General features: G+C 47.6%; 9 protein-coding genes. All 9 read right to left on the reverse strand.

Features of this window, described 5'->3' with window-relative positions:
- Window positions 1-11 precede the first annotated feature (11 nt).
- A complete protein-coding gene (locus tag ACTHRH_RS08765) occupies window positions 12-365 on the reverse strand; it encodes a hypothetical protein (RefSeq protein WP_150960124.1) in 354 nt (117 codons plus the stop codon).
- 328 nt (window positions 366-693) lie between these two features.
- On the reverse strand, window positions 694-1161 hold the full coding sequence (locus ACTHRH_RS08770; RefSeq protein WP_144935066.1) for a hypothetical protein: 468 nt from the start codon (window positions 1159-1161) through the stop codon (window positions 694-696).
- A gap of 660 nt (window positions 1162-1821) precedes the next feature.
- Window positions 1822-8175 (reverse strand): PKD domain-containing protein, encoded by a 6354-nt coding sequence (locus ACTHRH_RS08775; RefSeq protein WP_440415088.1) that lies wholly within the window; start codon window positions 8173-8175, stop codon window positions 1822-1824.
- Between the two features lie 14 nt (window positions 8176-8189).
- On the reverse strand, window positions 8190-9353 hold the full coding sequence (locus tag ACTHRH_RS08780; protein WP_440415090.1) for an S-layer homology domain-containing protein: 1164 nt from the start codon (window positions 9351-9353) through the stop codon (window positions 8190-8192).
- A 499-nt stretch (window positions 9354-9852) separates the two neighbouring features.
- Window positions 9853-10338: a hypothetical protein gene (locus tag ACTHRH_RS08785; RefSeq protein WP_144935075.1), complete on the reverse strand. Its 486-nt coding sequence runs from the start codon at window positions 10336-10338 to the stop codon at window positions 9853-9855.
- 432 nt (window positions 10339-10770) lie between these two features.
- On the reverse strand, window positions 10771-11265 hold the full coding sequence (locus ACTHRH_RS08790; protein WP_440415092.1) for a DUF4358 domain-containing protein: 495 nt from the start codon (window positions 11263-11265) through the stop codon (window positions 10771-10773).
- Window positions 11262-12392, reverse strand: coding sequence for a DHHW family protein (locus tag ACTHRH_RS08795; RefSeq protein ID WP_440415094.1), 1131 nt, complete (start codon window positions 12390-12392; stop codon window positions 11262-11264). The genes ACTHRH_RS08790 and ACTHRH_RS08795 overlap by 4 nt, the downstream gene beginning before the upstream one ends.
- A gap of 32 nt (window positions 12393-12424) precedes the next feature.
- Window positions 12425-13831, reverse strand: a complete 1407-nt coding sequence (locus tag ACTHRH_RS08800; RefSeq protein WP_440415096.1) for an MBOAT family O-acyltransferase — start codon at window positions 13829-13831, stop codon at window positions 12425-12427.
- Between the two features lie 36 nt (window positions 13832-13867).
- Window positions 13868-14542, reverse strand: a complete 675-nt coding sequence (locus ACTHRH_RS08805) for a GDSL-type esterase/lipase family protein (RefSeq protein WP_440415148.1) — start codon at window positions 14540-14542, stop codon at window positions 13868-13870.
- Window positions 14543-14554 lie beyond the last annotated feature (12 nt).

Below are 14554 nucleotides of genomic sequence, written 5' to 3' on the forward strand. Positions count from 1 at the left end.
CCACATTGCCGTTATTTCTCCTCTCTGCCATCTGGGGGATCGCCATTATCCGGTTGGGGATCCTCCTCCTGTAGATCAAATAAGCGAATATATTCTTCTATAACGTGGTCGAGCGCCTTGAGCTCACCGGATATGACCGGTTTGATCGTTTCATATTCAGGCTCGCCAAGCTGTTTGGCCACCGTGGCACGCCTGGACTGCAAATGCTCCAGGAAAGCCAATATTCGCCCTCTTCTGAACGTTTGCGGGCCAGGCATCCCATAGCGAGAGCCATGCCGTCCGTGACGGTCTCCTCGATGTTCGCGACTTTCCACGCTTTCGCCACGATGCCTTCCTTCAATTCGTTCTCGATATCCACCTCTCATTTTGCACCCTCCTTTTCGTATACATACGTATACACTATCATTTTGTATACAAATGTATACTAAAAGATGCGCCATGTCAATAGTTCAGCAGGGATTTTTTTACAAAAGGTTGCATCCTCCCTCCTTAAAATTCAGCCATGCTGCTGTGTAACGCAAAGAACCACTCCTTCTGTCCAGGTGTGGTTCTCTTAAGTTCATGATTATCTTACACAGGCTGTACTCCAACTAACGACGGTTCCTTTGATGTGTACTTTATTATTTATCTTGTAGTGCTCTAGTACTTTTTTACCGTTTGGGGCATTTCAATCTTTCCAGTCAGACGACCCACTTAAGACATCTCCGCTGCAGCTTTTAATCGCTGAATTAAGGTTGCTTTCAGCTTGGGATTTGACTCTAGATGGATATAAGATTGCGGCGCCGTAAAGCGATAGGTCTTTCTAAGCTCTTCTAGAGTTAGTGGTTCTATCTCACGAATCGATATGATGGGTATGGCAAATCCGGTTTCCAATCCGTTCATATACCTAGATATTCCTTCCATACTTCCGGACCCTTCCAGTTCGGCGATACGGCCAATATTCTCAACTTTATCAATAATCGGCTTGCCAAATTCGATGTAAGCTGTGATTTCTTTTATTGGAGAACTGACATAAATGAAAGCATTAACGGATGTACTAAGGAACTTTCTGCGAAATTCATGTTTTTTGGATCCTTCCAAAATCTCACGATAGGGATCAGGTTGTAGGCTCAAGATAATTATTCGTTTGTCTTCAGGGATTTCAAATTCCAACTGCTGCATACTGCCTGGCCTCCCATCTATTGTAAAAAGTCATAATGCAAAGCGGTTTCTTGCCGTCCATGCTCCAATTGTCACGTGCTGTTCCAATGATCCGTCCGCTTCATTTCCGTCGGCCCCAACCAGGGGTAAGGAATGAACAACTTCCGCATCCTCCTTCTCCCTACCTAAAAACCGCCCTGCCGCAAACAGTCGCCCCCCCTGTAACGTGAGAGGCTGCATTTTTCCATGCAGCCTCATCCCGAGTTCGAGAGGATTCCCGCATCAGCAAGCTCAAAATCCTCCATGTTCCTTCCGAAACGTCACCCGCATCAAAGTCACAGCAGCGAATCCAGAAATTCGGCAAAACTGTCTGAAATCAGGCGACGCTCGCCTGCGTCATGGTCAAGCACCCTCTTGCTTCCTGACTATGCATTTTTAGATGCCTATTATTCTATCAAATCCTTTTTCGTTCTTCCAAAGAAATATCTTGCAATCCCGCGGGCAAACCTTACAATTACCCTCCCCTTCCAGCACAGCAGCGGCGCCTCTTGCGGCGCGCGCTGCTCTGGTTATGGGCCGGATGGCCGTACGAGCGATCGACGACCGCCGTCATGCAGTGTAATATCCCGCATTGGGTGCTGCGCATCCTTACCTCCAAGCTCTTTTGCAAATCTTTCCTGCTCACTGAATGCGGTGAACCCCGATATAGTCATAAATCGATCCAATAATTCGGATGGGAACCTCCTCCTCCTTCACCACTCCATTGTCATATATAATCTTAAATCGGATGTGATGAAACCCCTTGGGAAGCCCTCCCTCCAAGGAACCGAGCCGCTCGTCATACAGCTCGCCATGGAAGAGCACGCCGCTTTCATCGGGTTCCAGACGGGCCGTAATGGAGATGGGGCTGCCGTCTCTGCCGTTGGCCTGCAAGGAAGCAGACGCTTCACGAACCGGAGCCGGCGAGCTTTCCGTCTGCACGACGAACACTTCCCCCGAGTAAAAATCTTTAGGCGGAACGGTCGTATTATGCTCCTTCTCCTCATGCCTGACCAGCCATTCAGGAGTATGATGAACCTCGGAGCGGATCGTCAGCTCCTGAACCTGGATCGTCTTGGTAATGGAATCCGAGGCCAGACCGTCGGATACGGTCAGCTTCACAACCACCCGCCCGGGCTGCAGCCAACGCTGGTTAAAGCGGGGGGTATCGAAGGTGCTTCGCTTCCCGTCAGGCCCTTCCACCTGCCATAGATAGGTCAGTGTATCGCCATCGGGATCGGTTGCCAAGGAAAACACTTCGGCCGGATCTCCTTCCCACACCGGTTTGGGCGACCAATCGAAATCCGCAACCGGCGGGCGGTTAATCATCATCCAGGCGACGGGAGACCAAGGCGACCAGATATGTCCATCATGAACACGAACATGCACCTGAAGCTTTTGCCTTGGCGGCAAATCCCTATCTACTGTCCATGAAGCTGATGTATTGGACGTATTTTGGCTCTTCTCGCCTGTATCCAGAATTACTTTCCCGGCTTCGTCCATAATCTGTAGCTGGTACGCTTTAAATACGGTGCCCGGATCCGGGTCGGTTTGCTTCCATTGCAGAGTCGGCCGCAGCGTATCCATCATGGTCGGCATATCCTTTGTACCATTAGGAACGATCATCTGGGCTGCCGGAGGACGATTCGTGATCATCCAGCCGATGTTGGACCATGGAGAATAGTCTTGGCCATCGGTGACTCGCACCTGCACCTCATATTTCTGCCCCTGCTCCAGAGGAACATCGAGCGTCCACTGATTCGAAGTGGCTGTCGTACTTTGGACTAATCCGGTCCTTTTGAGGAAAATTCGTCCCCATTCATCTTTAATTTGAACGTCAAACAGTTCAAAGACCGTGCCGGGATCCGGATCGCTTTGGTTCCATTTAATCGTTGGTGTCAACGTAGACACATAGGTCGGGTTTGCCTTGCTTCCGTTCGGATAGGTCAAGGTCACGCTGGGAGGACGGTTGGCCGCCACAGGCTGCTTCACAACGATGTCCTGCTCGTACCAGTCGCTCCATGCCCGGTATTCATCCGCTACAGCCAACCCTAGGGTATAAACCCCTTCTTCCGTTGGCCTTTGCAGCTTTCCTTGGACAGTCTGGCCGCTAGGTGTGACGTAATAGTATTTCTTCTGGTAAATCCCGTGATTGCCTGCATAAGCCGCCTGACAGTTTCCGAAGCTGTAGCAGCGGTCCGGATCGTAGCTGCGCTCATTCCAAACCACCAGGTTGTTATTGTTGATGCTGGCCGTGAAATTCGCTATCGGCCTCCGATGGACAATGAGCGTTTTGATATCAACATCCGAGTACTTCCGGTATTGGCCGAACACGTTGCTCGGATAACGATACTGGGGATGGGGATCGTCCATTTCCCGATACGAAATCCGGTACATTCCCACCTTATCGAATACCGGAACCGGCGTCTTCCGCACGGAATTATGAAACGCGGACAATCCACTCTTGCCATCCCCGATATTCAAGAACATTGTTGTATTAATATGTTCTGTCTTCCATTCCGTTTTGTCCGGAATTTTCGGGTCATTTTCAAAATCGCTGTAGGTCGTATCATAAGTCACTTGCGTATCGACAATGGCATAACCATTGACTTCGCTTTCGGATCCGGCAGGCATCATCCGGGAGGAAATCCCCTTAAAAGCAACCGTATCATGGACGGAATATGGTCCGAATGTGCCTCGGGTGAATGTGCTATCCGTGACTTCAATGACCGGAACCCCGTTTTCATACACCTTCAGACTGCTGCCGCGCATATCGACTTTGTAGCCGGTCCAAGTATTGTCCGGAATGAAATGAGTGACTTCCCGCAGCACCTGTTTCCTGCCATTGACGATTTTGAGTAACTTTACCTTAGAGCTGGTTACTTCCACACGGTACATATTTTTATGATCCTGTATCCGGAAACTCACTCCGGTGGGTAGATAACCTTTTTCTTGATACGCAACCTTCTGGCTCCAAGCAATCGTGCCATTCGTCATCGGCGCCATTTGCGTGTGGATTAGCTGGCCATTGGTATGCCATTCGTTATGATCCGGCGGCTGCTCTCCTTCGTAGTTGTAAGTAAAGATTTTACTGTCATCAGCAAAGTAGATTTCTCCACCGATCAATTGAGCATACCCGTCTTCGTACCTTCCAGACCTAAATGGCAGCTCCCCTAAGGACCTTTTGGACTTGTTGTCGGCAAGTTCAAACGTATATCCCATCAGCTCATCATCATAAGGGTCTCGGATTTCTTTCCGGAGAATACCGATACCGTTTACGGAGTTTCGATACAACCCAGGTGTATAAGGGATTCTTCGATCCCCTTTCAGCACATTTCCGGAAACTGCGTCGTAATACCAGTACTCCTTATTCCAAGAAGGGCCTACAGCTAGGTTTATATAACGACTGTCAGACTCGAACTCAATTTTTACCCAGTCATGATAATCCCCCATAAAAGTGTGAACAATTTCAGGTTTTCCGGTATTCCCATCCCAGCGAACCAAATAATCCGCATACTTGTTCGTAGACTGTAAATACTCCTCTATAATCTGATACTTGTTCCCTTTAAAATCCATACGGGACAGATCAGATGCTTTCAAATACTTCGGTCCGTAGTCAGGGTGATTGTCATAACCTTCCATCTCTCGGCTCTTCGCAGGGATCCCCGTGTAACTTTCCACTTTGTAAGGAGTTGTTAAATTGTCGTAACGGTAAGAATAAACTTTTCGATTGGTAAGGTCGATTTCTTTAATATCCGTATTGAATTTGACGAGCCGGGTATTTTTCCTGGGGTCAGACCCATCGGAGAAAGTTAAAGCCCGTCCGCTCACCGTATACTTCCAATCGTACCATCTGATGTCTTGCGTGGATGCATCTAAAGGTGTCGTATTGCCTCTAGCCAATTCCGAGATTTTATAAAGCTTGTAGTGACGCCAAAACAAATTTTCTCCGTTGGAAAGGTTCAGAAGCTGTTCGTAGTAAAACATGAGCTCTCCCAAATCTTCCCTGACATATAAGGCTACTCCCTCATTTTCGAAAAGCAATTCCGGTTTACTGCCGTTAGTGTCTACCAGATAGTATCGATAAGTTCTACCCGAACTTATATTACGGCCGATATACTTACCTCCACCCAAGGGATATTCCAAGCTAAAAGTATTTCCTGCCGGTTTTCGGAGGTCTTTGGACCCGGTTACTTTATTCGGTGAAACAGGCAGCGTTTCATAAGGATAATCAGGATAACGATCATAAATCGTATTTGGCGTGTTCCGTATCATAGGGACTGTAACCAAGGTTCCGTCAGGAGCTGCCGACCAATATTTCAGAAGGTTATTTTGGTCTAAAGAAGTATTCACCCATTTATTCGTCATAAAATCGCTTGCCGGATAAACGGTGGATTCAATTGGCTCCGGTTCCGTCGAAATGCCAACCGGCGTAAAACTGACCTCGGGTGCCTGGTTCACGATTTCAAAGGAAAAGTATCCGGTCGCATGTTTACCCCAATCTTCCTCGGCATACACCTTCAGACAATATTTCCCTACTTTATCTGCGGTGTAATTCACTACCCCACCGCCAGAGCCTATTTTCCGGAAGTCCGCTTCGTTACACTTGCCGTCATTGTTGGAATCATAGGCCACATACAGATCATTGACAACGATAGCGTCGCCATCCGGACTATATGTTTCGTTCTTAATCGGCAGCGGTGTATTCCGGAGTCCGATAGAGTTATAGGCCAGCTTGGGAACCGGCGGCAAATCTTCCTTCACCACAAGCTTATGAATGGCTTTATTTTCGGGTAAAGAACGCAATCCGGTATTGTCTTCCACTTCCAAGGTGATCGTTTCAATTCCCGGCTTCGGGTACACATCCCGTCTATTTTCCCAAAAGTGCTTGGATATGGTTCGCCCGGGAACATACGTAAAACTGTTCTCCCCATGGATCGGTGGCTTCACGGGACGTCCCTCCACCACGGAATCAGGTGCAGTTATGATGGGGATCGGGTTAGGCTCGACCACCGTAATCATCGCCTTACTGGTTGAAGAGGCTCCTTGGGGATCCGTTGCGGTCGCCATGATTTCATGCGTTCCCAGCTCTGTAGCTTTTAGATTGTTGAACTCCGTATTTCCGGGCCAGAGCCGGTAATAATCCGGCAATCCGCGAATCCAGGAACTCTTACTATCTTCGAAATGGAAATAGTATTCGATAGGGTCCCCGTCCGGATCATAAGGCTCGGGCGGATTGGTTGTCGGGTTTTTAATGACCCGCAGGTTCACATAGGAGTCCTTGACGACAATGGTGGCTGAAGGAATAAAACCATAATAATCCCCTTGCTGAAACCAACCGATACTGAACACAGGCGGCCGGTTATCCGGATTCGTTTCGATCTCCAACGGCTTCGGCCCGATCCAATCGGAATTTCCGCAGGTCGTTTGTATCTGCATGTACACTTGAACCGTTCCTACCTGAAGATTATAAGGATAGTTTTGCTTGAATTCCTGGGTTTTGGAAAATACTTTTGGTGTATCCCCTACACCCCACCCATTCTGATTGTACCGGAACCGGTGGCTGACATATTCGCAGCCGGTTCCCTTCACCACAATGTTTTTCGGTTTGAGTGTAAAGGAATCCCGGAACTGAATTTTGCCGGGTATAATTTCAAAATCTCCGGTAATTTCCTTTTCTTCAATCGGCTTGTCGTCACAATGCCGGCTGGCCGCATACAGCTTCTTGATCTCATTGTTGGCCTTCGTTTCTTCGACGATTCGGTTATCCGGATCGAGTTTGATCACAAATTCGGTGGACCGTTCATTCGTAAATTTATACGTGAACTGCTCTTTGATCGTCTGATTGGTCCCCATCTTCGGATAATTGAACGTCTTATGGAGCTGGCCGGCGACCCAAACTTGAACCGTAAATGGCGTATCGATGGCTTTTCCACGATTACTAAACGAAATTTCAAAAGGCGTATCCACGTTCAAACCGATACAGTCCACCAAGGTTTTGAAGTCAAGGCTGCCTAAGTCGGGTTTGGCCAAATCATATATGATTTCAATTTTCCCTTTGTAGAAATAGGAAGTCCCTTCCCACTCCGTATTTACGGCCATAAGGTAATTTCTCAGTTCCTGTTTTCCATCACGGTAGTCTACAAGATAGTCCTTGCCTTCTTTTAAGGTATTATCAAGCATCAGGCGAACTTTCACAGCCCCATAACCAGGGATATGTGACTTACCCCAGTAGAAGGGTTCAGCTTTTGGGTGCAAATTGGATGATCTTGCTTTTTTAATCTCAATGGAGTTAGGATCAATTTTATCCAGATTAATTTTTAATGATTTTTTATCATCTTTTACAGAGTAGAATATATCTGGAGGATCGGATTCCACTGAAAAAGTGACCGCTGCACCGACCATATTGTAGTTGGGGGCATAGTCCGGAAGTCCATCGTCTGTAAAATTGTACTGATATCTTAAGTTCGTTGGATATTTGTCGATCGGTTTCCCGTTGTCCTGCCAAACTCCGGTAGGAGGAATAACTCCGGGGTACTCAGAAACGCCATTCTTAATGGTGCTTTGATCCGGCTGGAATAAAATTGCTCGTTCAATCCCATGCCCCCACTGGATTCCATTTGGGTCCCGATAAATTTTATGACCGGGGTTATTATCCCGATCCCCATAGAAGGTTTTTGCTACTCCTTTTGCATTAAAAGTAAGAACATCACCATTCCGGTTGACCTGAGATGTGATTTCCACCTCTTTACCAGTACCGTCATCCATCCAAATCTTATAGCCTTTAATCGGAAGATCGCTTTTCAAATCCAGTTTCATCTCTCGCTCTTTAAACGGGAGGTAATATTCTTCTTCTGTACCAACGATACTCCCTCGTTCAAAATCGATAAACATCGTTTCGGCATAGGTCGTTGAGGGACGATACAGGAAGGTCGTGACAAGAACAGTGATGAGCAGTAAGACAGAAAGTCCAACAATCATTCTTTTCTTGTTCAAGACGCTAGGTCCCCCTACTCCATTTTGTGAGCTAACGCAAACCCGCGTGTTCCCTTGGTATAAAGATGCATGTCCAAATAACCATGGCTAGATATGATACCATCGGATAATTCCTTATCCATACTGTAGCTAAGAGTTCCACTTGTTGTTCCAGTCTCATCGAGACTCACGGTATATAGATTATCCTCCATATCAAGCGGCATATAGTCATCCAAATCTATTAAGAAAAATAAGCCTTCATTTCTATTTTTTCTTGCCTCTTCATTAATAATGTCTAAGTTGAACGTAAACACATAGTCATCCCCAACTATTTTTTCGCTAAACTTCACTGCCCCTTTATACTTGTCATAAAGAGGACTGGTCGGATCGGTCATATCGGTGACTATGATTTCCTTTATGTTCATACGCAGACCGTTTCCAATCGGGATTTCATAAGGCAAGGGGACTGTAGCGGTTTGCAGCAGCGTCCTTGTATTGGCTCCATACAAGGCAATTTCGGCCGCACTTGCCGCATGTTTATCTACTTCGTTCGTCCCTCCTGTCTGAGCGTTCAGTACCCGTTGAATAATGGTGACGGCCTGTGCCCTTGTTGTGACGCCATCTAGGGCCAATTCTCCCGGGGCGACTCCGGTAATGAGTCCAGCCTTCGTGCTTTCAAAAATTAATTCAGCGTCCTTGACCTCTCTATTCCCCCTATAGCTGTCCTCAACCGCCCGAATGGCCAACTTGGCCATCTCCAGCCGGGAAATGGGCTGGCCCAAATCTTCGGTGATATCTCCTTCGGTAACGATTCCAGACGTTTGAGCCGAAAGCATATAGGGAGCATACCATGGATTTCCGGAGTCGCTTTGATCAACTTTCTCCTTCATGGAGCTGATCAGCATTTTCACAAACTCCGCCCGCGTAACCTCCTTTTCCGGCCTAAACGTCCCATCCTCATAGCCGTCCACATAACCGGCTTCTATCGCTTGCTGAATCGACTGCTCCCCCCAGTGGCCTTTGATATCCGACAAAGATACTTGAACGGACGTCTTAGCCTTTACAGTGTCTGTCCTCTCTTCCTTCGGCTCCTCTTTGCCTGCGGCAAGCAAGGACGAGTGATTCGTGCACCCCGTCATCATTAATGCTGCGGCTACGCCAACGGTAATGAATTTGTTTTTGAATGGAATTGTTTTCATGGTTTAAACCTCCAAATATTATTGTTGAATGCTATAATACGGCCTAAAATAGGCTTCCAATAGAACCGCATAAAGGGCAGCCTGAGGCCTATTAGGCTTTTATACCTATACTTGTTTCTGCAAATAACTAGTTCATTCCTCCTAATTTTACAAAATTAACTAGTTAACCCGTCGAAGGAAATCCTCTATCAAAGAATTAGGCGGCCAAAAAAAACAACAAACCGCCCCTATGCTCGCATTCGAGAATAAGGGCGGTTCTTCCGCACGATCTATTGGGTTTGTCTCTACTATAAGCGATATTCCAATCTATGGCAAGACCTACTTTGACTTCACGTATCAAGTATTCCTTGCCAGATATACGCCCAATCCCCGGCTGGTTCCAGTAATTAATATGCTTTCCATTGCATCCCCATAATGTCGGCTCTAATTTTTAATTATAGTCCGCCATTAACCAATTATAATCGTTGCTTCTGCTATAATCAGTCTTTCTGACTAGTACCTATTCAACGGTGAACTCATAGAACTCGCTGGTTAGTGTTTGTTCATAAATTTCCTGGTTATGCTCGATCCGGAACTCTACATTTGTCCTGACTTTGTACCGCCCGGGTTTATCTATGACGAATGTATAATATTCTTCGCTTCTTTGTTCTTCTCCGTTGTTTTGCAGAACCTCATTCGGTTTTAGTTGCGTCAGATAGCCTATAGCGTTTTGAATAAGCAAGCCAGTGTTCCGGGTAACACGATTTCCCTCCATATCCACAATCTCATAGGTAAACATTCCGGCTCCGTGAGAGATCTCCCAAGAATGTTTCGAGTTGTTTTTCAGGTAACCGGTTATTATAAATGGCTCATTCGCTCGGATACCCTGTAGTTCCTCAATCCCCACCTCAAACATACTTGCATCGGGTTTAACGCTATTGGAACAGCCTATCAGTATGCTCATGAACATGAACGCAACTACTACTGCATTCGCAACCGCCTTCATAGCTTATCCTCCTGCTTTGCAATGATTTCCGAACAGTAATTCATTGCTCCTTGTTCTTCATGAAAAAACCGATCCCTACTAAAATGAATCCAAACACCCCTATGAAAAGCTCGCTTCCATAGAATTTAATTCCAGGCTCACCTTGTATGTATATACAAACTAGCATTAATTCTAATCCAAGTAACATGAATTAAATCGATCTTGTGTTCATCGTTATCAATCTAAGGTGAACGATTTCACCCTCAACATTGTTGCCCAAGGATACGAATAACCTCTGGAGGAAAAGCGTTTGATCTGAGACGCCATTCAAACCGATTAACCCGAAGCAAGCAGTTCGCAGTTCAAGACAACTACGAATAGGCCTGCCCCGGGCCAACGTCTACTATATATTTACAATTTTAACACAGATTCCGGCCGTTTACCGTTCCAAATTTAAAACGCGCCGTCAAAGGCACGTTCCATCAGATCAGCCTCGCGGGAGACCGCAAAAAGAATAAAAGGACCTCTCGTTTTCAAGACATGCTTTTCGATAAGATAGTATTCGTCCGGCCGATAGTCTTTGAATTTTACCGTTTGCGCTTCGATTCTTTGCCTTATTTTCTCTTTGATGCTTTCCACCTGATTCTCATCCTTTACTTTAATAACGGCCAGCTCGTCGGCCTTCACATTGGATGAGGCCGTATAAAGAATAAAATCCTCCACCTCCGCGGCAACGATATGGTACAGCTTTTGCAGCTTGCTGCTATCCCCTTGCTTCATATCATCAAAATTCACCGCCTGCCGGATTCGTTCCCCCACTTCAGCGGCCGATAGAGCTTCGGCGGCGACGTCCTCCTTGCCGGAACATCCGGCCATAACGCCGACAGCCACAGCGAACGCCAGGATAGCGGCTAAAATTTTCCCAATCTCTTTCTTATCTCTTCTCATTCGATCCCCTCCGATAGCTTCTTAATAGATGGGTCTTCCAAAAAGGTTTGGATATTATAGAGCAGCAGCATGTCATGGATACCTTGTTCCTGCACGAGCTTCACCAAGTCTTCCTCGTAATACCGCAGGTCTGCGACGTATATCTCACTGAAGTGCTCCGTTAAGAAAGGAATCAGGCTGTTGGCGTACGAATCTTTGACCACCAGCAGCTTCTTTTCCCCCGGATGGCCCGTTGTTATATGGATAAGCGCGTGATTGCCGTTAAGAAACACCGTATACTTATCCTTCTTGTTGAGATTTTCCATCTCGTACAAGGAGTCCGACGTTTGTTGTTCTTCGACATACTCGACAGTGTAGGTCTGATCCTCCTTCGGCACATAAAGCTCGATGCTGTCCGGCTGCAGACGTCTGAACCCGCTCTTCGAATAGAGCGAACCGTAGAATTCATTCGTAACCTGGCGGATATGGAAATCTTCCTCCTCCTGCGGAATGATCCCCATTTGCCTGCAAAGCTCCCGATAGGCGTAATAGGCGCCCCGGGTCGTCCAATGATGGTCCGTTTTGTAGAAAACTGGATTCTCCCGCTCGGCATATAACGCAGGATAGACGTCAACAAATCGAATATCGCTATGGAGCGATTGCCGGACTTGGTCCAAATACTTCGGTTCATCGCCGGCCGGAGCATAAGCCGGGAGTTTATCCTTAAGCAGGGTGACCGCCGTGGGCACAAGCATCACATACTTCTGAAGGCCGGGCGTGACGCTGTCCAACGAATGAATGGCTGCTACCTTGTCTTCCAAATCTCCGGCCGTCAGCGCAGTGAATTTTTGAATGAGATATCCGTCAGCGCCCAAGTAAACTCCGTTGCTCTCCTTCTTCCCCATGAGCCGATCCGCATCGGATTTCACGCCGATCCATACATCCCTGAAAGCAAACTGGTCGGATACATACTTTTCGTAATTGGAAGCAAACCTTCCGGATACGAGAGCTTGCAGCGAAAAATGTGGAAGCCGCTCCAGCACCCGATTTTCCGATTCCGAGAAGGCTCTGTCGGGCGTCAGAAGATGAAGAGCGGCAATCATACCAATAAACAGCAGCAGCAGGGTGGCCATTAGATTTCTGTACATTTTGTCATACCTGTTCAGAGCCGCCGCCTCCTTCAAAATCGAAAGTATAGGAATGGATTGTAGGTTTCATTGACCAAATAAGCCGTAGATAGAAACATAAATAGGAAATAAATAACCGGGACAGCGATTGCACCCGCCATGTTTCCTTTTTCTCTAAGGGAAGATAACACTCTCCGGGGAAGCGGCGTCGCGCATAACGCCAGCACGGTCAACAGGATGAAATTGGCCGACAGATCATAAAGGGCTTGATGATCCGCAAATCCGTGCGCCCCGTATCCGAACATCGTTCCGATGAACTGCCCAGCGAATGTCAGATTGTCGAATTCGAAGAATACCCATCCGATGATGACGATCAGAAGCGTGTAGACATGTCCCACAAAGCCGGGGCAGCGCTGCAGCCATTTCAGCAGAAACAGCTTCTCGACCGTCACGAAGAAACCGAAGTACAAGCCCCATATAATAAAATTCCAGCTCGCCCCATGCCATAGACCGGTTAAAAACCATACCGCCAACAGATTGCGAAGCTGTTTGGGAAGACCTGATCGATTGCCGCCGAGCGGGATATAGACGTACTCCCGGAACCAGGAGCCCAACGAAATATGCCACCTGCGCCAAAACTCCGTAATGCTTTTGGAGATATAGGGATAATTGAAGTTTTCCATAAAATCGAACCCGAACATTTTACCCAGCCCCCGCGCCATATCCGAATACCCGCTAAAATCGAAATAGATCTGCAGGGTAAAAGCGATGATGCCAAGCCAGGCGGAAAGAACGCTCAGCTCTCCCATCGGCGTCGCCTTCACGCTCGCCCACAGCAATCCGATATTGTTGGCCAGCAGCACTTTCTTGGCCAGTCCCCGGATGAACCATTCCGCCCCTTCGCCGAACCGGTCCAGCGTCATCGTTCGGGAAGCCAACTGCCCCGCGATATCGCCATATTTGACAATCGGGCCCGCTACGAGCTGCGGGAACATCGTCACGTAAGCGCCGAAGGAGATCATATTTCTCTGCACGGGCACTTTGTTCCGGTATACATCCACCACGTAGGACATCGTTTGGAACGTATAGAAGGATATGCCGATCGGCAGCGGTAGCTCCGCCGCCTGAATCTGGAGATGGAATAGCTGATTGAGATTGTCCACAACAAACCCGGCATATTTGAAAAAACCGAGAATGCCCAAACTGCCGGCGATAGAGCCGATGAGAACCGCTTTGGCCACCGGCTGACGATGTCTATATCTTTCGATTAGCAGCCCGTTCGCATAGTCGAACAGGGTCGAGAAAATCATGATCAAGATATACAGCGGCTCGCCCCATGCATAGAAGACTAGGCTTGCAACTAGCAAGACGGAATTTCTCAGCTTCTTTGGCGATAAGTAGTAAACAAGAATGGTTACCGGCAGAAAGAGGAACAGAAAAATCAGGCTGCTAAAGACCAATTTCCGTCACCTCCGTTTATAGACCCGTTCGGCATGTTACTTCACTTGATCCTTCAGCAAATCCAGCACTAACGGATAGAACCCGGCTTTAAAATGAATGCCGTCCGCATCGTACAGGTTGGGATGGTCTGCAATGATGGATGCCAAATCGACAAATCCGACTTGTTCCTTGGCGGCCAGTTCCTTCAACCCCTGATTGTAATCCGCGATATTGCGATAACGGGGCTCCTCTTTCTCCGCTTCCTCTGTTACCGGAGTAACCGATAGAATCGTTATGGCGGCGTCCGGCAGCTTTTCCTTGATCGTGTCGACCAATTGGGCGTAGTGCATCAGAGAGTATTCCTTCGGATTGTCGGTAGGCCACAGGATATCGTCCGATCCCAATTGAATAAAGATATGTTTCGGCCGGCGCTTAACCAAATCGTCGATATCTTCGAGCGCGAACTGGGCGGTTTTCCCGGCACCAGCAAGTACATTCGCCTCATCCAGCACATCGTGGAACGACAGCCCTTCCGTAATCGAATCCCCCAGAAATACGCTCTTTTGAAACAGGGTTGCGTATGACGCTTGTTCTGAAGCTGCGGGGTTTGCCCCTTTTTGTTGAGTCACAGCCCCGGGCTTCTGCCCGCCTTCCGGGTTCCCGCACGCCGCCAACGAGATTGCGACGATTCCGATCAGCAGGGTGATCATTCTTTTTTTGGTCATATTCATGGTCATGTTCAT

This window comes from Paenibacillus sp. SAFN-117, assembly GCF_051966115.1.
In the GTDB taxonomy this organism is placed as follows: Bacteria; Bacillota; Bacilli; order Paenibacillales; family NBRC-103111; genus Paenibacillus_L; species Paenibacillus_L residui.

Excerpts from the sequence above, each read along its gene's own strand:
- ACTHRH_RS08765 (WP_150960124.1), bottom strand. The coding sequence starts at position 365 with ATGAGAGGTGGATATCGAGAACGAATTGAAGGAAGGCATCGTGGCGAA.
- ACTHRH_RS08770 (WP_144935066.1), bottom strand. The coding sequence starts at position 1,161 with ATGCAGCAGTTGGAATTTGAAATCCCTGAAGACAAACGAATAATTATC.
- ACTHRH_RS08780 (WP_440415090.1), bottom strand. The coding sequence starts at position 9,353 with ATGAAAACAATTCCATTCAAAAACAAATTCATTACCGTTGGCGTAGCC.
- ACTHRH_RS08785 (WP_144935075.1), bottom strand. The coding sequence starts at position 10,338 with ATGAAGGCGGTTGCGAATGCAGTAGTAGTTGCGTTCATGTTCATGAGC.
- ACTHRH_RS08790 (WP_440415092.1), bottom strand. The coding sequence starts at position 11,265 with ATGAGAAGAGATAAGAAAGAGATTGGGAAAATTTTAGCCGCTATCCTG.
- ACTHRH_RS08795 (WP_440415094.1), bottom strand. The coding sequence starts at position 12,392 with ATGTACAGAAATCTAATGGCCACCCTGCTGCTGCTGTTTATTGGTATG.
- ACTHRH_RS08805 (WP_440415148.1), bottom strand. The coding sequence starts at position 14,542 with ATGAATATGACCAAAAAAAGAATGATCACCCTGCTGATCGGAATCGTC.